The organism is Capnocytophaga sp. FDAARGOS_737 (genome assembly GCF_009730375.1).
In the GTDB taxonomy this organism is placed as follows: Bacteria; Bacteroidota; Bacteroidia; order Flavobacteriales; family Flavobacteriaceae; genus Capnocytophaga; species Capnocytophaga leadbetteri.
This window is the reverse complement of record NZ_CP046316.1, coordinates 1,998,706-2,020,821: the sequence shown is the minus strand read 5'-3', so window position 1 is coordinate 2,020,821 and position 22,116 is coordinate 1,998,706. Positions and strand designations below refer to the sequence as shown.

At 40.3% G+C, this 22,116-nt stretch carries 22 protein-coding genes and 1 pseudogene; 8 read left to right on the top strand and 15 right to left on the bottom strand.

Annotated elements, in window-relative coordinates; genetic code table 11:
• Positions 1 to 28: 28 nt before the first annotated feature.
• The 6 genes from FOC45_RS08885 to FOC45_RS08860 all read right to left on the bottom strand — a co-directional run bounded on the left by FOC45_RS08885 (position 29) and on the right by FOC45_RS08860 (position 7,432).
• Positions 29 to 679 (bottom strand): hypothetical protein, encoded by a 651-nt coding sequence (locus tag FOC45_RS08885; RefSeq protein ID WP_009388810.1) that lies wholly within the window; start codon positions 677 to 679, stop codon positions 29 to 31.
• A gap of 22 nt (positions 680 to 701) precedes the next feature.
• A complete protein-coding gene (locus FOC45_RS08880) occupies positions 702 to 1,169 on the bottom strand; it encodes a hypothetical protein (RefSeq protein ID WP_009388803.1) in 468 nt (155 codons plus the stop codon).
• A 292-nt stretch (positions 1,170 to 1,461) separates the two neighbouring features.
• Positions 1,462 to 3,048 (bottom strand): glycoside hydrolase family 31 protein, encoded by a 1,587-nt coding sequence (locus FOC45_RS08875; RefSeq protein ID WP_009388801.1) that lies wholly within the window; start codon positions 3,046 to 3,048, stop codon positions 1,462 to 1,464.
• An 87-nt stretch (positions 3,049 to 3,135) separates the two neighbouring features.
• On the bottom strand, positions 3,136 to 5,412 hold the full coding sequence (locus FOC45_RS08870) for a penicillin-binding protein 1A (RefSeq protein ID WP_009388800.1): 2,277 nt from the start codon (positions 5,410 to 5,412) through the stop codon (positions 3,136 to 3,138).
• Entirely contained in the window at positions 5,409 to 5,894 is a 486-nt protein-coding gene (locus FOC45_RS08865; RefSeq protein WP_009388799.1) for a gliding motility lipoprotein GldH, read from the bottom strand. The genes FOC45_RS08870 and FOC45_RS08865 overlap by 4 nt, the downstream gene beginning before the upstream one ends.
• Positions 5,891 to 7,432 (bottom strand): regulatory iron-sulfur-containing complex subunit RicT, encoded by a 1,542-nt coding sequence (locus FOC45_RS08860; RefSeq protein ID WP_009388790.1) that lies wholly within the window; start codon positions 7,430 to 7,432, stop codon positions 5,891 to 5,893. The genes FOC45_RS08865 and FOC45_RS08860 overlap by 4 nt, the downstream gene beginning before the upstream one ends.
• A gap of 299 nt (positions 7,433 to 7,731) precedes the next feature.
• Here FOC45_RS08860 and FOC45_RS08855 point away from each other — a divergent pair, with 299 nt between their 5' ends.
• Positions 7,732 to 8,112, top strand: coding sequence for a PUR family DNA/RNA-binding protein (locus FOC45_RS08855; protein WP_009388784.1), 381 nt, complete (start codon positions 7,732 to 7,734; stop codon positions 8,110 to 8,112).
• Between the two features lie 83 nt (positions 8,113 to 8,195).
• Here FOC45_RS08855 and xerD read toward each other — a convergent pair whose 3' ends face one another.
• The 8 genes and pseudogenes from xerD to FOC45_RS08815 all read right to left on the bottom strand — a co-directional run bounded on the left by xerD (position 8,196) and on the right by FOC45_RS08815 (position 14,342).
• Positions 8,196 to 9,107: a site-specific tyrosine recombinase XerD gene (gene xerD / locus FOC45_RS08850; protein ID WP_034539542.1), complete on the bottom strand. Its 912-nt coding sequence runs from the start codon at positions 9,105 to 9,107 to the stop codon at positions 8,196 to 8,198.
• 27 nt (positions 9,108 to 9,134) lie between these two features.
• Positions 9,135 to 10,226 (bottom strand): BT_3928 family protein, encoded by a 1,092-nt coding sequence (locus FOC45_RS08845; protein ID WP_009388780.1) that lies wholly within the window; start codon positions 10,224 to 10,226, stop codon positions 9,135 to 9,137.
• 198 nt (positions 10,227 to 10,424) lie between these two features.
• Positions 10,425 to 10,685: a 50S ribosomal protein L27 gene (gene rpmA / locus FOC45_RS08840; RefSeq protein WP_009388778.1), complete on the bottom strand. Its 261-nt coding sequence runs from the start codon at positions 10,683 to 10,685 to the stop codon at positions 10,425 to 10,427.
• Positions 10,686 to 10,716: 31 nt separating this feature from the next.
• Positions 10,717 to 11,025: pseudogene (gene rplU, locus FOC45_RS08835) on the bottom strand (50S ribosomal protein L21); the annotation flags it as partial.
• 105 nt (positions 11,026 to 11,130) lie between these two features.
• A complete protein-coding gene (locus FOC45_RS08830) occupies positions 11,131 to 11,577 on the bottom strand; it encodes a PIN domain-containing protein (RefSeq protein WP_009388774.1) in 447 nt (148 codons plus the stop codon).
• A 2-nt stretch (positions 11,578 to 11,579) separates the two neighbouring features.
• Positions 11,580 to 11,831, bottom strand: coding sequence for a hypothetical protein (locus FOC45_RS08825; RefSeq protein WP_034539540.1), 252 nt, complete (start codon positions 11,829 to 11,831; stop codon positions 11,580 to 11,582).
• Positions 11,832 to 11,952: 121 nt separating this feature from the next.
• Positions 11,953 to 12,987 (bottom strand): cytochrome d ubiquinol oxidase subunit II, encoded by a 1,035-nt coding sequence (cydB, locus tag FOC45_RS08820; RefSeq protein ID WP_009388770.1) that lies wholly within the window; start codon positions 12,985 to 12,987, stop codon positions 11,953 to 11,955.
• Between the two features lie 11 nt (positions 12,988 to 12,998).
• The gene (locus FOC45_RS08815) at positions 12,999 to 14,342 is read right to left on the bottom strand and encodes a cytochrome ubiquinol oxidase subunit I (protein ID WP_009388768.1); all 1,344 of its coding nucleotides are present in this window, start codon (positions 14,340 to 14,342) and stop codon (positions 12,999 to 13,001) included.
• Between the two features lie 118 nt (positions 14,343 to 14,460).
• Between FOC45_RS08815 and FOC45_RS11985 the strand changes: the two genes are divergently transcribed.
• The 7 genes from FOC45_RS11985 to hemA all read left to right on the top strand — a co-directional run bounded on the left by FOC45_RS11985 (position 14,461) and on the right by hemA (position 21,209).
• Positions 14,461 to 14,865 (top strand): hypothetical protein, encoded by a 405-nt coding sequence (locus FOC45_RS11985; RefSeq protein WP_196774054.1) that lies wholly within the window; start codon positions 14,461 to 14,463, stop codon positions 14,863 to 14,865.
• A 20-nt stretch (positions 14,866 to 14,885) separates the two neighbouring features.
• Positions 14,886 to 15,338: a hypothetical protein gene (locus FOC45_RS08810; RefSeq protein WP_009388766.1), complete on the top strand. Its 453-nt coding sequence runs from the start codon at positions 14,886 to 14,888 to the stop codon at positions 15,336 to 15,338.
• 109 nt (positions 15,339 to 15,447) lie between these two features.
• Positions 15,448 to 17,421, top strand: coding sequence for a DNA topoisomerase (ATP-hydrolyzing) subunit B (gene gyrB, locus FOC45_RS08805; RefSeq protein ID WP_009388765.1), 1,974 nt, complete (start codon positions 15,448 to 15,450; stop codon positions 17,419 to 17,421).
• Positions 17,422 to 17,507: 86 nt separating this feature from the next.
• A complete protein-coding gene (locus FOC45_RS08800) occupies positions 17,508 to 18,002 on the top strand; it encodes a hypothetical protein (RefSeq protein ID WP_009388764.1) in 495 nt (164 codons plus the stop codon).
• Between the two features lie 21 nt (positions 18,003 to 18,023).
• Positions 18,024 to 18,896 (top strand): hydroxymethylbilane synthase, encoded by an 873-nt coding sequence (gene hemC / locus FOC45_RS11980; protein ID WP_009388763.1) that lies wholly within the window; start codon positions 18,024 to 18,026, stop codon positions 18,894 to 18,896.
• A gap of 3 nt (positions 18,897 to 18,899) precedes the next feature.
• On the top strand, positions 18,900 to 19,817 hold the full coding sequence (locus FOC45_RS11975) for a dimethylarginine dimethylaminohydrolase family protein (protein WP_009388761.1): 918 nt from the start codon (positions 18,900 to 18,902) through the stop codon (positions 19,815 to 19,817).
• Between the two features lie 144 nt (positions 19,818 to 19,961).
• Complete coding sequence (gene hemA / locus FOC45_RS08790) at positions 19,962 to 21,209, top strand: glutamyl-tRNA reductase (RefSeq protein WP_196774077.1); 1,248 nt, start codon at positions 19,962 to 19,964, stop codon at positions 21,207 to 21,209.
• A 95-nt stretch (positions 21,210 to 21,304) separates the two neighbouring features.
• On the opposite strand, the gene FOC45_RS08785 is transcribed toward hemA, so the two are convergent.
• A complete protein-coding gene (locus tag FOC45_RS08785) occupies positions 21,305 to 22,057 on the bottom strand; it encodes a murein L,D-transpeptidase catalytic domain family protein (RefSeq protein WP_009388757.1) in 753 nt (250 codons plus the stop codon).
• Positions 22,058 to 22,116 lie beyond the last annotated feature (59 nt).

Sequence of the window (22,116 nt, the reverse complement as noted above, 5' to 3'; positions counted from 1 at the left end):
GAATCTTTTTTAATTATTACTTCTTTTGTTATTTAATAGGGTTGCCTTGAGCATCGAAATGGTAAGTTTTGCCAATTACTTTAGTAGGGTCATTACCGATAGTGTTTATCTTTATCTCGAAAGCTAAAGTTTTAGGGTTTTTCTGAATTTCCCAACTGCGAACGTAGGTTTCAGCACCGTTTTCTTTCTCCTTTACTCCCTTTATAAGGTCAGGGACTTTGTCGATAAGAGGCTTAACATCGGCGTAAGAAAAGAGGATTTCTTTGTAATCATCATACTTAGCGCGTTTGCCTTCGCTGGTTTTTATCACCATCTGTCCACTACTTAGGTAGTGCAAGTTGTCTTTGCTGTAAGAGGCATTGTAGCCTGTTATAAGGTTCTTGCTTTTGTCTGTTAATCCTTCAGCTATTACAGTGCAATAAGCGGGCTTGCTGAACTCGCTTTTCACTTTGTAAAGGTCGAGGGTATCATTAGAAATATTGTGTTTTTCTAATATTTTTTGATAAACAGCGTCATAGTCGCCTGCTTCGCTACCTACTACACCTTTATTGTAATCGTAATCGGGCTTTTCTTTGCCCATTGCGCTATCAGCGATACTGTGTACAGCACTTTGCCAGTCGCAGCTGGTTAAGCTGATAGCAGCGATAGCCATAGCAGCTAAAATAGTAACTTTTTTCATACTGAATTATTTAGGTTTTAAATTAATTATTCTTCTTCCACAAAGCCGAAATACCTACATTTTGGTCTTTTTGCTGAACAGGGTATTTGCTGTTGATAGCATCAAGTATATCAGTGTCAAACTCTTGATTGCTGCCGTATATGGTTCTGATAATCCACTGCCCAATCCAGCCGCCTTGCGAGTAGAGCATTTTTAGCCAGCCTTTCATAGTGCTGCGGTCGAAGCCGAGATAAGTATCTTCGCGGCTCATATCGTCAGTCATAGGGGCATACTTGGTGGTGATAAGGGTGCGGTGGTAAGCATTTTTAGCGATGAAGATACGGTCTTCAGCACTGCCAGTGCCTAAAAACTGAGCCGCTGCATTGCCTTTTTTAAGGAATTTTACTTCATACTTACTGCCGAGTTTTTCTTTTAGTAACTCGAATAAATCTTCCAAAGGCACTTTGCCTTCGAGAAAAGTGATGGTAATGTTCTTGTCTAAGAGTCCCATTTGTCTATATTTTTTAATATTACGCTGCAAAGGTAAACATTTTACCCCCCCCCCATTGTTAAATTTTTGTTAAAGTTTTATTAAACTTTGTTTTTGTAAGGTTCTTTTTTTCTTTACTCTGAGACTTTTTATAGTGTGTAGGATATTTTTCTGATTTTTGTAGGTTTATTAGACGGTTATACTTTGCTCTTTTTTCGGTCTTCCTTCGGTCTAGCTATATCCTTTATATATCCAAAGTAAAGGGAAGGTATAAAAAGAACTTTTTTCTGGTAGGAGGGATTTTGTGGGTGTTTTATTCTTTAGTAAAATAAGGAAGTCTGTCTAAAGGGACTTGTAGGGTGTAGGTCTTGCCGCCTTTGTATTTTTTGCCTTGGTCATCGCGCCAAGTGCCTTTTGGGAGTTTAACGGTGCGGGTGTCGCTCTCGGTTATTATGGGAGCCACTAAATACTTATCGCCCAGCATATATTGGTCTTTGCAGTCAGCAAACCCCTGATTTGGGAAAGCGTATTCCATACTGCGCACTATAGGTTCGCCTGTTTTAGCCGATTGTTTTGCCTGCTCGATGAGGTAGCTACCCAGCTGCTCGTGCCATTTGGCGTATTTTATGCAGATGTCTAAGTTCTCTTTGGAAAGAATACGCCAAGGGGCTACAGAGAATTGCATCATAGGCATCATAGCGTGTATTTGACACGACCGCACGATAAGTTTTTGATTGAATTTGGTAGGGTCTACATTCAGAAAACTACCGTATTCGCCACCTCCTATCATATCAGGACAGGCATAGGCATAGCCGTTTAGCCCTGCGGCTATCATATCGGGTACTAAGCGCGCCACTCCGTCCCACGAATAGCTCTTGTCGCCCAAACGTTGTACTAAGGGCTGTCCGCCGAGTTTCCAGCAAGCGCGAAACTCGTTGTAAGGAAAGGCTAAGCCTAATTTTCCCCATAAATAGGTTTGCTCGGTGTCGTAAGATTTTTGGTCGAAAACCTCTATAGCTTCAGCCAAATAACGTTCAGGGTCACCTGCATCAAACTTAAAACCGTCAATGCCGTATTCTTTTTGTAGCTGTTGTAGTTCACCTACGAAGTGCTTGAAAGCATCGGGGTTGCTAAGGTCATAACAAGCACTCAGCCCATTCCACCAATCGAGAATAGCAGGGGTATGCGAACCTTTTTTCTTTATTAAATAGCCTTTGTCGCGCAAAAAACGATACTCCTGACTGTCAGGCGATACAAACGGACATACCCACACCATCACTTTAAAACCCATTTGGTGTAGTTTAGCTATCATTTCTTTAGGTGAAGGAAATTTATCAGGGCGGAATTGCCATACACCGTAGTCTTTTTGCCAATTGTCGTCTATCATTATCACGCCGGTAGGCATACCGTTATCAATAATAGCTTGGGCGTAAGCCAATACGTCTTTTTGATTTTGGTTATAGATGAGCTCTATCCACGTGTTGTACTGAGGTTTAGTAAAGAATACTTCAGGAGGAATAGTACCTGAAGGAGGAAAATACCGCTGGCTTACTGCCTGATAGGCACTCTTTAGGTTGTCACCTTTGCTGCTCTGGCAACTCACGGTGCCGCGCGATGGCGTGATGAGTATCTTTCCCTCTTGAAATTGGTAGGCAAAGGGGGTATCAGCAGCTATATACCTACCTTTGTTAGACAGCAGGTAGGGCACTGACTGGTTATTGAAGTTTTCGGTGCGCAGGTTGTACACACGCTTAGATGCTTGATAAGGCATCATATAGCCTAATCCAGTGAAGCCGCCCCACCATTTTTCGTTAGGCAGTAAGCTGATTTCGGTGGTAGTTTGAGCCTCAGCCCATACTGAAGCTACTAACAAAGTAATAAATGCAATTATCTTTTTCATCGTAATTATGAATTTTGTATTACAAAAAAAACTTTGCCAAAGCTTTATACTTTAGCAAAGTTTTAAAAATAACAATATTATCCCTTATTAAAAATCAAAATCTATGCCTGTTGGGTCGTCCTCTTTTTCTTTACTACAGTCTATCTGTATTTGTATGTTTTGAGGTGCTGCAAAAGGTTCTTTTGATATGGCTAAATCTTTATTAGCATAGCATTTCTTCATATAATAACCCCATACCGGAAGTGCCATTGTAGCTCCTTGTCCGTAGGCGGTAGTGCGGAAGTGTATAGCACGGTCTTCGCCTCCTACCCATACGCCTGTTACAAGGTTGGGTACCATACCTATAAACCACCCATCGCTGTTGTTTTGGGTAGTACCTGTCTTGCCTGCTATAGGGTTGGTGAATTGGTAAGGGTAGCCAGTCATTACATTCTTATAAATTGCATTGTAACTATCAGCTCCTTTGGTACGTAGGCGGGCACCAGAACCGTAGCGGGTTACCCCTTCTAATAGATTTACTACCGCACGAGCTACTTCAGCATTTACTACATCGTGTGTTTCGGGGGTATTTTCGAATAGTACGGTACCATTTTTATCTTCAATACGAGTTACCAATACCGGCTTCACATATATCCCTTCGTTAGCAAAAGTACCATAGGCAGCTACCATTTGCAGTACTGTGGCATCGGCAGTACCTAAGGCTATAGAAGGCATTTCGGGCATCTCTGAGGTGATACCTAACTTCTTCACTAAGTTGATTACGGGTACAGGTCCTACCTTATCCATTAGATTTACCGTAATAGAGTTTATTGAGTTTGCTAAGGCTGCCTTTAGGGTCATCATCTTGCCAGAGAAGTTGCCGGTGGAGTTGCGCGGACACCACGCTTGTACATTGCCATATTTGCCAGCTTCTATACAAGTCTGAATGTCAGGAAGCTCTAAGCAAGGTGAGTAGTGCAATTGGTCTATAGCGGTAGCATATACGAAAGGCTTGAAGGTAGAGCCCGTTTGTCGTGCCCCTTGTGCTACTTGGTCGTATTGGAAATGCTTGTAGTTGATGCCGCCTACCCACGCTTTTATATGCCCTGTTTGAGGCTCCATTGACATCATACCGGTACGCAAAAAGGCTTTGTAGTATAATATTGAGTCGCGGGGAGTCATTACAGTATCGCGCTCGCCTTTCCAGCTAAATACACGCATTTCTACTTTCTTATTGAAGCTCTCGCGTATCTCTTTTTCTGAATAGCCTAAGTATTTTAGGTGTATCCAACGATTTGAGTTCTTCATTGCGCGCTCTATCAGGTTGTTGTATTCGTCTTTGGTAACTTTTACAAAAGGATAAGTTGCATTTTTCTTTCGGTTGTTTTCAGCATCAAAAGCCTTTTGAAGCTGTTTCATATGTGCTTTTACTGCTGCTTCAGCATAAATCTGCATTTTAGAGTCTATAGTAGTATAAACCTTTAGTCCATCTAAGTAGAGATTGTATTTAGTGCCATCGGGCTTGGGGTTTTCGTTTACCCACGTTTTCATATAGCTACGGAGGTATTCTCTGAAGTAAGTAGCTATACCATCATTATGGCTTTCGGGAGTGTATTTTATCTTCAGAGGTAACTGCTGTAGTGAGTCTTTTTGCTCTTGGGTTAAATAGTTATTCTTTGCCATTTGAGCAAGTACTACATTGCGGCGATTAGTTACCCCTTCTTTGTTTTTCACAGGGTTGTAAAGAGCTGAGTTTTTGAACATTCCGACCAGCATCGCTCCTTCTTCTATCTTTAGTTGTTTAGGCTCTTTATCGAAATATATTTTGGCTGCTGAACGTATTCCGTCGGCATTGTTGTTGAAGTCGTAGATGTTGAAATACATCGTTAGTATTTCCTCTTTGGTGTACTGCTTTTCTAAGCGGGTAGCAATAATCCACTCTTTTATCTTCTGGGTATAACGGGCTATCCCTCTGGTTTTTTCTTTGTGGAAGAGCTGTTTGGCCAACTGTTGCGAAATGGTAGAAGCACCACCTTTACTACCTAAGTATACCATAGCGCGTATCGTACCTCGTATGTCAATACCAGAATGCTCGTAGAAACGCTCATCTTCGGTAGCGATAAGCGCATCAACTAAATGCTTGGGTAAATCTTTGAATTTTATAGGGGTACGGTTTTCGTCTAAGTAGAATTTACCTAACGATTTGCCATCGGCTGTTACTATTTCGGTAGCTAAGTTTGTTTCGGGATTTTCTAAGTGTTGAAAGTCGGGCATCTCGCCCAACAAACCAACTGATGCCGCTACAAAAAGCAGTAAAACACCTACTATTGCAGCAGCAAATAAACCCCAAAACCATTTTATGACTGGATTGATTTTCTTTTTCATTGTTTTTCGCTTTTTTCTACTCTCAAGCCTACTTCTGTAATACCTTTGAGCTGTTGTACGCCATTGTTTTCACCTATTTTACGCATTGCTTGTTCTATTTTGATGCTGTAGTTGCCCTTAGCAGGGAAAGTAAATTGCTCTTTATACCATAATTTACTTTCTTTTACCGCTGAATAGCCGTCGCCTAACCATTTTCCCTCTGGGGTTGCCATTTCGTACTCTAAGGTATCAACGATAACCTTATCGCTATGAGGGATTTCCATCTTAGTGATAATGAATAGGTTGCTGAATTCGTAATGAGCATCATTGCGAATCATAATAAAGAGGTTTTTCTTAGTTACGGTGTCTTGCGTTTCTAAATGAAAAGCAATGGGCTGATGGGCTTGCCAGCCATCAGGTAGCGATACATATTCGCTGTATTCTACCCCGTTGCTACAACCTAATAGCAAGCCTATAAATAACAAACTTATTAGTATTCTCATTCTGATTTCTCATTATTAGATTGTTTGGGCTTATTGACCTTATTAGCAAAAGGGTCGAGGTTGCGTCGCACATTAGGGTTTTGCTGTTTCTTTCCTGCCATCTTTTGCTTTTGTTGCATTCTCTTATTATTGTTACTTGCCTCAGGAGCAGGTATTTTTTTAGCCTGCTGAGGGGTAGCATTAGCCTGTGGTTGTGGTGGTTCTATAGGTAGTTTTACTTCTTTAGTAGCAGCATTTAATACCCCTTCGCCCGTACGTTTTAGCTCTGCTGCTTTATTCACATTTTTGGGTATTTTTTTAGGTTTTTTATTGCTGCGTTCTGCTTCAGCCTCAGCTTTTGGCTCATTTTTAGCTGCCTCTTCCTTAGGGAGAGCCTCTTTTTCTTTATTTCCTTTCTTGTTATTGCGTTTTTTCTTGCGCTTAGGAGTGTCAAAACGAGTAATACTGTCTTCTTCTATAGGAGTTAACTCCATATCAGTGTAGCCCGAAGCGTTTTTGCGTGAAGAAAGGTCGCTTACTATTGCGTATTCTTCTAATTCCTCAATCTCTTCGCCTTTTTTGTTGAGATCAATAATTTCTTTTACACTATCTACTGATAGTTTATGCCAAGTAATAGGGTTTTCATCGTAGGTAAACCACATTAATCGTTTGAAGATGTCTATCTTCTGACAGCTGGCAGTACCGCGCTGGGTGTTTAGCTTGGTGTCAGTACGAGGGAAGTCTTGTAGTGCATCGAGGTAGGTGTCTAACTCGAAGTTTAAACAACACTTCAGTTTGCCGCATTGTCCTGCTAATTTTTGAGGATTTAGCGATAATTGTTGATAACGTGCCGCTGAAGTAGATACACTTCTAAAATCGGTTAGCCAAGTAGCACAGCATAACTCGCGCCCGCAAGAACCTATCCCCCCTAAGCGGGCAGCCTCTTGTCGGAAACCTATTTGTCGCATCTCTATACGCACAGAGAAAGCCCTTGCCATATCTTTGATAAGCTGGCGAAAGTCTACCCGCCCTTCAGCAGTGTAGTAAAAAGTAGCTTTAGAGCCATCGCCTTGAAACTCAACATCTGATATTTTCATTTCCAGACCTAAAGCGATAGCTAGTTCGCGCGATTGCTTTTGTACTTCTATTTCTTTATCTCGCGATTGCTGCCACACGTCTATATCGTGCTGATTAGCTTTGCGATACACTCTAGGAAGACCTTCGTTTTCCCAACTGATGCGCCTCTTTTTCATTTGTGAGCGCACTAACTCTCCGGTAAGGCTCACCACCCCTATGTCGTGTCCTGATGAGGCTTCAGTAGCTACCACATCACCCATTTGCAGGGGGAGTTTTTCGGTGTTTCTGAAATACTCTTTTCGGCTATTCTTAAAACGGACTTCAACACAATCAAAAAACTCCTGACCACCAGGAAGTTGTGTGTTAGCCAGCCAGTCGAATACCGATAGCTTTACGCTCCCAAAACTCCGTGCCCCACAGTTGGTACTACAGTTGTTATGAGAGTCTTTTGTATGATTAAAAGTGCAAGTATTGCAACTCATTGTTCGTTAGTATTAAAAAGTGATATAATCTCAATCGGCAAAAGTACAAAATAATTATTGATTAACCATTAACTATCGCCAAAAAAAATAATTCAACTACCGACAAACTTATATTCTAAAACTTTCTATAATAAAAGGTGTGTTTTAATAATTTTATGTTTTGGCCTTAAATTATTACCTTAATTGTTAAAATTATACTAAATAATATAGGTGAGACTAAAAAAAATAGCCAAAACTGTTGTATTATTCGTAGAAAATAAAGAATTTTGTCCTCGAATAATTTAATACACGTACGAACAATGGAAGAAAAAGATTTTTTAGACACCGAGGAGATTTTCTCGAAAGTCTTAAGAGCTGGTAGGCGTACCTATTTTTTTGACGTAAGAGCTACGCGCGCCAATGATTACTATCTTACAATCACAGAAAGTAAGAAGTTTACACACGATGATGGCTCTTTTCATTACAAGAAACACAAAATTTATCTTTACAAAGAAGATTTTGAATTGTTCAAAGATATTTTGAATGAAATGACCACTTATGTGTTTGACGAACGAGGCGAAGAAGTTATTTCTGAACGCCATCAACGTGACTTCAAAAGAGAATATTATGCTGAGGGATTGAATGAAGTAGAGGCTACACCTAACAGAAGCTATCGTTCTCTTGATTTTGAAGACCTTTAACCCAACTATTACCTCTACACTTGCGCAAAGATGAGGCTTCACTCAACAAATATAGATACTTTTTAGAGTGATGACGAAGCGGCTTATTGGGTAAGACTCATCTTTTGGCGAGGGTGAAATTTCTCTAACACTTCTCTTAAATAACTTTTTTCTACGTGTACATAAATTTCAGTAGTGGTAATATTCTCGTGACCTAACATCATTTGTATAGCTCTTAGGTTCGCACCATTCTCCAATAAATGTGTGGCAAACGAATGCCGAAACGTATGCGGGCTTATTTTCTTCTTCAGCCCAATATTCTCTGCCACCTGCCGTACTATCGTAAATATCATAGCTCGTGTGAGCTGTTTTCCCCTTCGATTTAAGAATACATAATCTTCATTCCCTTTGGCTATTTTTAGTGACTTTCGCTGATTGTCAATATAATGACTTATTTGCTTTTGGGTATAATGCTCTATAGGGATAAGTCGCTGTTTGCTGCCTTTACCCATTACCCTTATAAAATCTTCTTCAAAGAAAAGGTCTGACAGGCGTAGTGATACCAATTCGGACACACGCAGTCCGCAGGCGTACAATGTTTCAATAATAGCTTTGTTTCGATGTCCCTCTTCGGTACTAAGGTCTATAGAAGCGAGCATGGCATCTATCTCTTGCAGGGAAAGCGTGTCGGGTAGTTTCATACCTATCTTAGGACTCTCGATAATCTCCATAGGGAAATCTTCGCGGTTTTTCTCATACATCATATACTTGAAAAAGCCTTTTAAAGACGAGATAAGTCGTGCTTGTGAGCGAGCATTGAGTCCTTTTCCTACTTCGTATACAAATTGTCGCAAGGTGTCCTCGCCTATATTGTTAGGCGTTTCGGTAATATTGTACTTCTCTAAATACTGAATCAGTTTCTCAATGTCTAACCCGTAGGATACCGCCGTGTTTTCGGATAATCCACGTTGTAACCGCAAATAATGCTGAAAATCTTCGTTCGTTTTTTTCCAAATCATCTTTTCTGCCGATTAGCTCGTTACCTACTCTGCTAATTTTAAATCAGTTGCATCGTTATAATGCTTCTTGTCTTTGATGACTCCTTTTGAAACTTTTACCAACCCAGGGTTTGAACGTATTATTGTTTTGAGCGTAGTGCCATCGTTGTAATAGAAATCGAAATTGAGTTCGTACTTCTTAACTATGTAAGGGGCTTTTTCTAACTGCGAGGTTAAACCAATAACAGTATACCCTCCTTTGAGTGCCTCATCAGTTACGCGTTTTATTGTCTTAAAAGCGTCTTCGTTAGCGCGATCTAAACGATAAGATACTACCAAAAGCAACTTGTCTTTCCAAATGTAATCGTCAAAATAATTTTCACCCTCCTTATCCCAAATGTAGAAATCGTGTATAGGCGCTTCGGGCACTTCTGTTTTTACATTCACCACTTCGGCATAGTTGCCGTTCTTGTCTTTGGGCACCTGTCCGTTATTAATTATTTTCTGCTCTTTGCCGTCTATTTTTACCGTCCAATAGTAAGTGATTTTTCCACTTGGTATTTTCATTCCTTCTGGAATACTTGTGCCTATTTTATAAGGGCGAAAATCTTTGATAGGCAGGTGGTTATATACATAATATACAAAAATACTGCAGAAAATTACCGATAGTAGGGTGATATATAGAGGTAGTTTGCCTTTGCTGATGGGCTTTATATAGTCCTGTCCCCATAAAAAGATGATGAGGGCAGCTACTAATAACACTATGTCTTTGGTAAATGATTGCCAAGGGGTGAATTTGATGGCATCGCCGAAGCAACCGCAATCTGTTACTTTGTTGAAATAAGCCGAATAGAAAGTTAGGAAACCAAAGAAAATGAGCATAGCCAGCAGCGACCACAGCGTTAGTTTCTTTTGGTAGCCCACTAATAGCATTACCCCCAATACTACTTCAACTATGCAGACTATGATAGCAAAGGTAAGTGCAAAGGGTATTAGGAATGGTAGCCCCAGCACGTTGGGTGCAAAATAATCTTCTAATTTGAAAGAGAACCCCATAGGGTCGTTTAGCTTTATCATACCACTGATGATAAAGGTAATGCCTAAAAATAGGCGTAAAAGGTGTGTTAAGTATTTCATATACAAGTATTAAGTCTTAATGTTTTATTTTATTTTTATAGAACAATTCTCTGCAAATGTACGAAATAATTGTAAATTAGCAAATATCTGCTTTGTGATATTTTATAAAATTAAATAGGCAGACTGAAAAAAATCAGTCTGCCTATTTATATGGTATTATCAATAATTAGTTGCTAACTATTAATAATTTAGTCATTCTTATGCTTGGAATGGAATAACAGAAACGAATGATTTGTCATTCTTTTTCTTTTCAAACTTCACGATACCGTCAATTTTAGCGTGTAGGGTATGGTCTTTACCGATATACACATTTTCTCCGGCATTGTGCTGAGTACCACGCTGACGAACGATGATGTTGCCTGCGATAGCTACTTGTCCTCCATAAATTTTAACGCCTAAGCGTTTAGAGTGTGATTCTCTACCGTTCTTTGAACTACCGACACCTTTCTTGTGAGCCATTTTCTTACATTTTTAAGTTTAACAATTATTTTGCAACGATGTTTTCGATTACTATTTGAGTGAAAAGTTGGCGGTGACCGTTTTTCACTTTGTAACCTTTACGTCTTTTCTTTTTAAACACGATTACTTTGTCTCCTTTCACGTGTTTCAAAACTTTTGCTTCAACTGAAGCTCCGTTTATAGCTGGGGCGCCAACGGTTATAGCTCCGTTATTGTCTATTAGAAGAACGCGGTCGAAACTTACGTTTGCACCTTCTTCGTTAGCCAAGCGGTGTACATATACCTTTTGGTCTTTGCTTACTTTGAATTGTTGCCCTGCTATCTCTACAATTGCATACATAGCTTACTGTTTTTAAATTATGTTTTAAATCGGCGGCAAAGATACAACTATTTTTTTTACTCACCAAAATATTTGCTTAAAAAAGTTTTTAGAAGAGGGAGGGCTCTATGGTTCACTTTTTTTGTATGTGTAATGTCTTAGCTCTTCAGTAGTAATACAAATGTTATAACCTTTATTCTCAAGTCCTCTGATAAGTTCTTTATCTCCTGTCCAGATTTTATGCTTAAATTGCAAATGAAAAGCAATAAAAGGAGTATCATCTTTGTCTATTTCAGCAGCTATTGTTGCTGCTTTTCTGTTATTTTCGAGTGAAATATCCTCCATTGAAAGGATTTTCATACCCTCTAATAATATATTAAACTCTTTTTTGACTTCCTTAGGTGTTTTATTTAAATATACAGACAATCTTTTTAGGTGTTCATCTATTTCAGCAAGCAAATAGTCAGGGACTAAAAATTGAATTTTTCGTCTTTCATTTAGTATTTCAGCAATAGGCCCTTTGGGCGAAAGTAACGCGCTAAAGAATATATTGGTGTCTGTAATTACTATCATAGCTATCCTATTTTTTGAAGTAAATCAGTTTCTTCAGCTTCTCTTTCTGCCATTCTTTTGAAGTAGCGCTTAGCCCCCTTCTTTTTTATGTCGCGTGATAAACTCATTATAAAATCGCGATGGGCTATAGGGATGCCATACTCATCAACTTCCTCTTCTATTTCTTCTGTCTTTACAAAATCGAGTGTTTTTGCATAAGCAGCAAAAGCTAAGGCTTCCTTGCTATTGTTTGTTATGGTAAATGTGATAGGCATAACTTTTTTGTTTTTATAATTTTTGCAAAAGTACAAAATAAATTTCAATTAACCATATGCAAAAACCGAGCCCTTTTGGTTAGGACTCGGTTTTTTATCAACTTTAGAATTCACATTAGAATTAGTAACTGTGTTCATCAATCGCTACTTTGCCCCAGAATACTTTGTAAGCAAAATAAGTGTAGATAAGTAGTAAAGGCGCTCCGATAGCTGCTATTGTAAGCATAATCTCTAATGATTTGGTGCTCGCAGCTGCATTGTATACAGTTATATCGTGACCTATAATCTCGGTGTTGCGCAAGAAAACAGGGTGTAACTGTAGCGCTACTATCAACATAAAGAATACTATTGTGAGGATAGTGCCTACAAAAGATTTTTTGTAATCGCCTTTTTTGATGAAAATAGCGATGCTCAAAATGCTAATCAGTAAAAGTACGGCAATAACGATGAGTGCAGGACTCTGTGCTGTATTAGCCGCTAAATGTGGCGTAAGCAAGCTGTAAACCGCTACCGCTACGAATAACACTAAAAAGCCTACATATGCCTTGTTGATGCGGCGGGCAATGCGTTCGTGTAGGCTGCCGTGTGTTTTTAGCAATAAGTAAAGTCCACCGTGTACCGCCATAAGCAAAACTGTCATCAGTCCTACCAATAGGGCGTAAGGTGTTAGGAACGTGAAGAGGGCACCACCTGTGTATTCAAAATCGTTGTCTAAAGGAAGTCCTTGTAGCAGGTTACCTATTACTACCCCTAATAAGAGTGGGAGTACAATACTACAGATGCTGTAGACTAAATCCCAATTATCGCGCCATCTTTGGCTGTCTTCTTTTCCGCGGAATTCTATAGAGACAGCTCTAAAGATGATAAAGGTAAGAAAGAGCATAAAAGGGGTATTCATAGCCGAAAAGAGCGATGCGTACATCAGCGGAAATCCGGCGAAAATAGAAGCTCCACCGATTACTAACCACGCCTCGTTACCGTCCCACACAGGGCCGATGGCGTTTAGTGCTACACGACGTTCTTCTTTTTTATCTAAAAATAGATGCCAAGCACCAGCTCCGAAATCAAAGCCATCTAAAATGGCATAGCCTGTAATTAAAAAGCCTACTATGATAAACCACCACGTAGGGTAGTCGATGCCTAAAAATGTTTCCATATCAGTATAATTTATGCAGTTATTGTAGCTTGTTCTTCGTGCTCATCGATGCCGTGAACAATCTTTTTCTTTAATAAGTAAATGAATAAGATGAAAAGGATGGTGTATACTATCGTGAAGAGAATGATAGCAAAGAGTATCTGATGCGCTGTTACCGCTTTAGAGAGCGCGTCGCTGGTGCGCAAAAGTTTATACACAATCCAAGGTTGGCGACCCATTTCGGCAGCAAACCAACCTACTTGGTTGCCTATTTGTGGCAAGATTACTGCCCATACAAATATGCGTAGGAGCCAGCGTTTGTCGTACAACTTGCCGCGCCATAGCAAGAAAGAGGCAAAGACGGTTAGCGCAATGAGGAACATACCAATAGCCACCATTATATGATAGAATTGGAATACGGCATTCACCTGACCAGGACGATCTTCCATAGGGTATTGGTCGAGCCCTATCACAGGGGTTTCTGTGTCGTAATGGAGCATATAGGTTAGTCCGTTAGGTATTTTTACCCCGTGAGTTACTTCGTTTTTCTTATCTACCCAACCAAAAAGGTAAAGGTCAGCAGGCTCGGTGCGGAAATGACCTTCCATAGCTGCTAATTTTTCAGGTTGATTTTTAGCTACGCCTTCAGCAGAACTGTGACCAGAAGCTAACTGTAGCAATGAAAAAATAGTACCTACAATAAGAGTTACTTTGAAGGCTTTTTTAGAGATTTCGACGTGTCGGCCTTTGAGTAGATACCAAGCGTGTACGCTGAGTACTAGGAAGATACCCGCCAAGAAAGCCCCTTGCCATACGTGCCAAATACGGTCTACGCTTGAAGGGTTGAACACCATTGCCCAGAAGTCGGTGATAACGGCTTTAGCTTGCATACCTTCGCCTGCGACTACATAACCCGCAGGAGTTTGTTGCCAGCTGTTGGCAATAACAATCCATACGGCTGAACACATAGAGCCCAAAAATACCCCAAGGGTAGCCAAGAAGTGCCATACGGGTTTGATTTTGTTCCAGCCAAAGAGTACGATACCTAAGCAGGTACTTTCGAGAGCGAAAGCGAAAACGCCTTCGGCAGCTAAGGCACTACCAAAAATGTCGCCCACATAGCGAGAATAGGTTGCCCAGTTGGTACCAAATTCAAATTCCATTACGATACCTGTAGCCACCCCAATACCGAAGGTAAGAGAGAAGATGCGCGTCCAGAAGCGGGCTAAGGTGTTGTACTCTACCTTTCCGGTGCGTAGGTAAATGCCTTTGAAAATGACCATCAGCAGTCCGAGACCGATGCTCAAAGGGGGATAAATGTAATGGAAAGCAATCGTAAGTGCGAACTGAATACGTGCTAAAATTTCTGTTTCCATACGTTGAGTAAATTAAAAATTAGTGATTATAATATGGCACAAAGTTATAAACTATTGTGAAAACACCCAAATAAAAAGTTAAAAACCTTTTGAATTTATATTGGTTCTAAATTGAGGAATGAGAGGGCTGGGAGGATTGGGAGGGCTGGGAGTGCGAGCCGCACCGGCGATTGTGAGACGGGTGGGATGGGTGAGACGGGTGGGACAGGTGGGACAGGTGAGAAGGCTGGGAGGATTGGGAAGGCTGGGAGGATTGGGAAGGCTGGGAGGATTGGGAAGGCTGGGACAGGTGGGACTGGTGAGACAGGTGGGACAAGTGGGACGAGTGGGAGTAGTATGTTTTTCTGTGTTTGGGGCGGTTATTAGATGTTTATACTTCGCTAATTTTTCGCTGATTCTTCGCTCTTCCTGTATCCTTCCTATATCCAACGTAAAGGGTAGGTGTAGAGAGAAAAATTTTCTCCAAATTTCTCTTATTTTTGTTTGGAAAATTATCGAAAATTTTTATATCTTTGCGGTGTAATCCAAATAAAAAAATGCCTTATGAGAAAATTTTTTCTTTTAGCAATGATGTTAGTAACATTAACATATTGCGATAAAAAAGTAGATTGTCAGATTCCACCGCCTCAATTTACAATATCTATCAACAAAGCATCAGAAGTGCATAAAGAATTTGTTAATCAAGCAGGTGAGGTTGATAAAGCTAATATCAGCTTATACAAACAAAAGAACGGTGTAAAAGAATCGTATGGAATAATGTTTGGGTTTAATAGAACTCAAGAGGGAAAGGAATATTTGAAAATAGGAACTCAACTTTGGTTTGATAATGATGTTTATACCGGAAAGACAGAAACACTCTACCTACAAAATGCTACTAAAACTTATAAAATAGAAGTAGATGGTTATATGGAGGATGGAGAATGTGGAAAGTATGCTGTTATTAATGAAATTCGTGTAGACGGTACAAAAATAGAAGTGCCCTATTTAATAAAATGATTTTTGTTCATTTTCTCAATCCTCTAAAATCTAAATTTTGCTAATTGATAAATTATTTGTATCTTTGTGCCCTTGATTTGATTACTTATAAACTTACCTAAATAAAAAAATGGCAGAAGAAGTATATAACGAACAAAATACCGCTGACTATTCAGCTGATAATATCCAATCTCTCGAAGGTATGGAGCACGTGCGTATGCGCCCCTCTATGTATATAGGCGACGTGGGCGTACGCGGTTTGCATCACCTTGTGTATGAAGTGCTTGACAACTCGATAGACGAGGCGCTGGCAGGCTATTGCGATATGATAGCTGTTACTATTAACGAGGATAATTCTATCACCGTAGAGGATAACGGGCGTGGTATCCCTGTGGATATTCACAAGAAAGAAGGCGTTTCGGCACTGCAAGTGGTAATGACCAAAATTGGTGCCGGTGGTAAGTTCGACAAAGGCTCTTATAAAGTGTCTGGTGGTTTGCACGGGGTAGGGGTATCGTGCGTGAATGCCCTCTCTAATCACTTGACTGCTACCGTATATCGCGATGGTAAGATATGGCAACAAGAGTATGAGCGCGGGGTGGCTCTCTACCCTGTGAAGCAATTAGGCGACACTGATAAGCGCGGTACTAAGGTTACTTTCTTGCCTGATGATACTATTTTTGAGCAAACTACTGAGTTTAAATACGATACTCTTGCGGCACGTATTCGCGAGTTGGCTTATTTGAACAAGGGTATCACCGTTACACTTACTGACCTAAGAAATAAAGACGAAAAAGGTAACTATATACACGAGAAATTTCATTCTGAAAAAGGACTTACTGAGTTTGTGAAATATCTTGATGGCAACCGTATTCCTATCATTGGGGGCGTGATTGCTATGGAAGGTGAGAAAAACGGTATACCGGTAGAGGTTGCGATGACTTACAACGATTCGTATACTGAAAACTTGCATTCTTACGTTAATAATATTAACACCTCAGAAGGGGGTACCCATTTGCAGGGCTTCCGTATGGGGCTTACTCGTACCCTTAAAGCGTACGCTGATAAGTCGGGATTGCTCGAAAAAATGAGCAAGGATAAGAAAAATCCTGTAGAAATAGAGGGTGATGACTTCCGTGAGGGGCTTACTGCGGTTATCTCGGTAAAAGTGGCTGAACCTCAGTTTGAGGGGCAAACGAAGACTAAATTAGGTAACCGTGAGGTGACTTCGGCAGTATCGCAAGCCGTTGGTCAGATGCTTGAGGATTACTTAGAAGAGAATCCTAATGATGCTAAGACGATAGTAGAGAAAGTGATACTTGCTGCGCAAGCTCGTCAGGCAGCCCGTAAGGCTCGTGAGATGGTACAGCGTAAGAGTGTGATGAGTGGCGGCGGCTTGCCAGGGAAATTGGCTGACTGTTCGGAAGAAGACCCTAAGAAGTGTGAGCTCTTCCTTGTAGAGGGGGACTCTGCGGGGGGTACGGCTAAGCAAGGTCGCAATAAGGATATACAGGCTATTCTGCCCTTACGTGGTAAGATATTGAACGTAGAAAAAGCGATGCAGCACAAGGTGTTTGATAGCGATGAGATAAAGAATATTTATACTGCTTTGGGGGTAAGTGTGGGTACTGAAGAAGATGCTAAAGCTCTGAACCTTAGTAAGCTGCGTTATCACAAAGTGATTATTATGTGTGATGCCGACGTAGATGGTTCGCACATTACTACGCTAATACTTACGTTCTTCTTCCGCTATATGCGCGAACTGATAGAAAACGAGCACGTATATATTGCTACGCCACCGCTTTACTTGGTGAAGAGCAAGACTAGCAAGCGCCAAGAGTATGCGTGGAGCGATAAACAACGCGATGCGCTTTCAGCAGAAATGGGCAATGTGACTATTCAGCGTTATAAAGGTTTGGGTGAGATGAACGACCACCAGCTGTGGGATACTACTATGGACCCTGCTCACCGTACTTTGCGCAAGGTTACTATTGATAATGCTTCGGAAGCAGACCGTGTGTTCTCGATGTTAATGGGTGATGAGGTGCCTCCACGCCGTGAGTTTATCGAGAAAAACGCTAAATACGCTAAGATAGATGCGTAGTTAATTAGCCAATTTGGCGATTTGTCGATTTGTCGATTTGTCGATTAACAATTTAAAGAATAATAACAAAATAAATAAATAAACGTATGAAAAGAGGACTTTTTTTGATAACAACCGCTATGCTCTTGGCATCGTGCAGTTTCTTTGTTGACCAAGCTAAAGATACTGTTAAGAAAGTGAGCGAAATTAGTGAAGAGGCTGCTAACAAAGCGGCTACTAAAGCGGGTGAGATAGTAGGTGGATCAGCACGCTCTTTCGGTGATGGAGTAGGCGAGGGGATTGACAAATCGGGCAGTATGGCACTACAGCTTTCAGAAGAATTGGCTAATGCTGGTGTAAAACTTGGTGCGCACACTATTAGCAGCACTGACGAGGGTAACGATAATAAACTCTCTATTTACTTCATTTTTGAGAAAGATTTTCAGAAAACTGTAGTAATAAAGGTGCTCAACAAACAACAAGTAGAGGTAGGAAGGATAAAACAAGAGGTAAAAGGTAAGAAAGATGAAGCTACTTACATAGACTTTGTGTTTGACCCTCGTACTAATATTGACCCTAAATATACTATATTAGTCAATTAATAATTGGCAAGATAAACATATATGAAACCCATACGCATAGGCACTCGCGATAGCCAATTGGCTCTTTGGCAGGCAGAAACAGTGCAATATCAATTAGAATTATTAGGCTATCCTACTGAAATAGTGGGTATTAAATCGGAAGGAGACCTTGAACTCACTACCCCTCTCTACGAAATGGGGGTTACCGGTATTTTTACTAAAGCCTTAGATATAGCCTTGCTAAAAGGTGAAATTGACATAGCCGTACACAGTATGAAAGATGTACCTACTCTGTTGCCCGACGGCATAGCGGTAGGGGCAGTGCTTGAGCGTGGTAATCCGCACGATATATTGGTCTACAAAGGCGATGTGTCGGACTTAGACAGCCGAGTGGCAACTATAGCTACGAGTAGTTTGCGCCGTAAAGCCCAATGGTTGCACCGTTACCCTCATCACACTATTGAGAACTTACGGGGCAATGTGAATACTCGTCTGCAAAAGTTAGCTGATAATCCTTGGGATGGAGCAATCTTTGCTGCGGCAGGCTTGGAGCGCATAGATAAGTTGCCAGAGGACTACCTTGTGCTCGACTGGATGTTGCCTGCTCCTGCGCAAGGGGCTATTATGGTATTGGCACACGAGGATAATGTAGACTTGCAAGGTATATTGCTGAAGATACACGATGGGAAAACGTATATAGAAACACAAGTAGAACGCGCTTTCTTACGCGCTTTAGAAGGGGGATGTACGGCTCCTATAGGGGCGTATGCTGAGTTTGACGGTGAGCAAGTGCACTTCAAAGGAGGTTTGTGGAGCGAAGATGGGAAGCAAGAGGCTTTAGTAAACGAGACTTTTGACCATATAGATGAGTTTACTGGCGAATGGTTGGCCTCGAAGATTAGAGATAATTATTAGAATATGCTGAAATTACGAGTTACAAATGAAACGGATAGGCTAAAGGCTGTGATTCTTGGTACAGCGGTTAGCAACGGAGCAACTCCAACTTTAGAGGAGGCTTACGACCCTAAATCGGCTGAGCATATCAAGGCGGGTACTTACCCTATAGAAAAGGATATGGTAGCCGAGATGGACGCTTTCGCAGCGGTACTGCAAAAGTATGGCGTGCAGGTCTATCGTCCTGAAATTATCAGAGATTGCAATCAAATCTTTACCCGCGATATTGGCTTCGTGATTGATGATGTGTTTATCAAAGCGAATATCTTGCCTGATAGACAAGCTGAATTTCAGGCAATTGAATACATAGTAAAACAGATGAACCCAGATAAGGTGGTTACTCCCCCCGAAGAGGTACATATAGAGGGTGGTGATGTGATGCCTTGGAATGAGCATATTTTTATAGGTACTTATAAAGGTGATGATTATAAGGAGCAGGTTACGGCACGCACTAATATGGCAGGGGTAGCATTTATTCAAAAGCTCTTCCCTCATAAGAAAGTAAAAGAATTTGACCTTGTAAAATCGAAGACAGAGGCGCGCGATAATGCCTTGCACTTAGACTGTTGTTTTCAGCCAGTAGGCAAAGATAAGGCTATTATCTACAAGGGAGGCTTTCGTTCAGAAGCTGATTATCAGTATTTAGTAGATATCTTTGGTGCTGAAAACCTCTTTCACATAGAACGTGAAGAGATGTATGAGATGAATAGTAATGTTTTTTCTATCAGTCCGGAGGTAGTAGTTTCAGAAAAGCATTTTACGCGCCTTAATGCGTGGCTTAGAGCGCAAGGTTTTACGGTAGAAGAAATACCTTATAGCGAAATCTCAAAACAAGAGGGCTTGCTTAGGTGCTCTACCTTACCTCTTTTAAGAGATAATTAATTAGGGTTATTTGATTAATTATTTAGATTGTTTACATATTTTTAGTTTCCTCAATAAAAGTTCGCAGCATCCTATGTTATTTGTTGCGAACTTATTATTTTTGCAGTCACAAACATAACTATTCGTATTTCAATCACTAAAGAGATTATGACACCCACTATATCTAAAAATAAGAACTTTTATTGTATAGGGCTTAGCTACCTAAAAGCTGATGCTACTATGCGCGGAATGTTTAGTCTTACCCCCGAAAACAAAGAGGCACTGCTTACACAAGCCCGCAGTGAAGGCTTTGAGGAGTTGCTGGTTATCTCTACTTGTAATCGTACGGAACTCTATGGCTATGCTGACCATCCTTTTCAGCTTATTCAGCTATTGTGTGAGTACTCTAAGGGCTCTGTAGACGATTTTCAGAAGGTAGGATATGTTAATAAAGGTAAAGAGGCTGTACAACATCTTTTTGAGGTAGGTACAGGTTTAAATAGTCAGATATTAGGTGATTTTGAGATTATAGGGCAGATAAAGCAAGCCTTTGCACTATCTCGCGATAAAGGGCTCGCTAATGCTTTCTTAGAGCGTTTAATGAACAGCGTGATTAATGCTAGTAAGCGTATTAAGAATGAGACAGTCCTCTCTTCAGGGGCAGCTTCGGTGTCTTTTACTGCAGTGCAGTATATTATGCAGAATGTAGCAGAAGTATCGCAAAAGAATATTCTTCTCTTTGGGGTAGGCAAGATAGGTAGAAATACCTGCGAAAACCTCATCAAACACACACAAAATAAACATATTACTCTTATCAATCGCACACGCGAGAAAGCAGAACAAGTAGCAGGCAAGTTCAATGTGATAGTAAAAGATTTTGCTGACTTATCTGCTGAAATAGCCCAAACTGATGTGTTAGTGGTAGCAACAGGTGCAAGTGTTCCTACAGTGTACAAAGAGTCCATTCCTACTGATAGACCTATTCTTATATTAGATTTGTCAATTCCTAAAAATGTAGATGAACAAGTGAAAACGCTTCCTAACGTTACGCTTATTCATATGGACGAACTTTCTAAACGTAAAGATGAGGCTTTAGAGCGCCGCAAAGAAGCTATTCCTCAGGCTTTGCAGATTATTGAGGAGGTAAAAGAAGAGTTCTTACATTGGCTTGATAATAGAAAGTTTGCACCTACAATTAAGGCTCTAAAAGCTAAGTTAGAGGCACTCAAAGAAGCAGAGTTAGACTTCCATCGCAAGAAGATAGATAACTTCAACGAGCAACAAGCCGAAATGTTGGCTAACCGTATTATACAGAAGATTACTACACAGTTTGTTAATCATCTCAAAGATACCTCTTCTTTAGAAGAGAGTATCAGTTGGCTACAAGAAGTATTTCAATTAGAAGAAGATTAAGCAGATTAACTAATTAAATAAATCAAAAAAAGAGCTGTCTTATTATGTAAGACAGCTCTTTTTGTTTAGGAATAGTAATCAATAAGTATTTTAGATTAGAATACAGACTCTACTGGTTCGTCTTCTATTAGCTTCAATACATTCAAGTATTTAGATGTTTTTAAATACTTAGCATCATTGTAGTAAGCGAAAATCATCGTTTTTTCTTTGATGGTTTCAATTACTTGTTTGTAGATGTTTTCAGGTAGTGCAGGGCAACCCAAACTTCTTCCCATACGCCCGTTGCTCGCTATGTAATCTTCATTAGCATAGTCAGCTGCGTGTACTACTACCGAGCGTTTAGCCAAGTTGCTGTTATACCCCTTTTCATCACCGTGAAGTATAAGGCTATAGCCATTTCCTCCGTTATAAGTGTTGCCAGTGATATAAAACCCTATACTACTCTTGTTAGACTCTACCGCGTCAGAAAAAGAAGTAGCCATACGTTCGCCACTCTTCTTGCCGTGTGCCACATACGTGTAATACACTATCTTCATCTTCTCTAAGTCGATAGTGTAAAAACGTTTGCTGTTACAATCTTTAGTGAAGTCAATAATAGAAAACAGCTCTTTATTGTTTAAGCGGTGCTGTTTCTTCATTGTCTGATACCCAATATATGCATACCGAAAAGCCGTAAAGCTAAGGGCATATTGGGCTGCATTTAGTTCATTGTACAGCTCTTTGATGTTCAATTCTGCCTTTTTTAGGGCTAACTGTCTCTCTTTGCTCAACCCTGTTTGGGCATTGCTAAAATACAAAAATGTACTTAAGATAAAAATAAGGACTAAAAAAAGGTACCTTTTGTTCATAGTGTTGTTCAAGATGTTTGTGTTAAGAAATCATTGCTGGGTGCAAATGTAGTGTATTT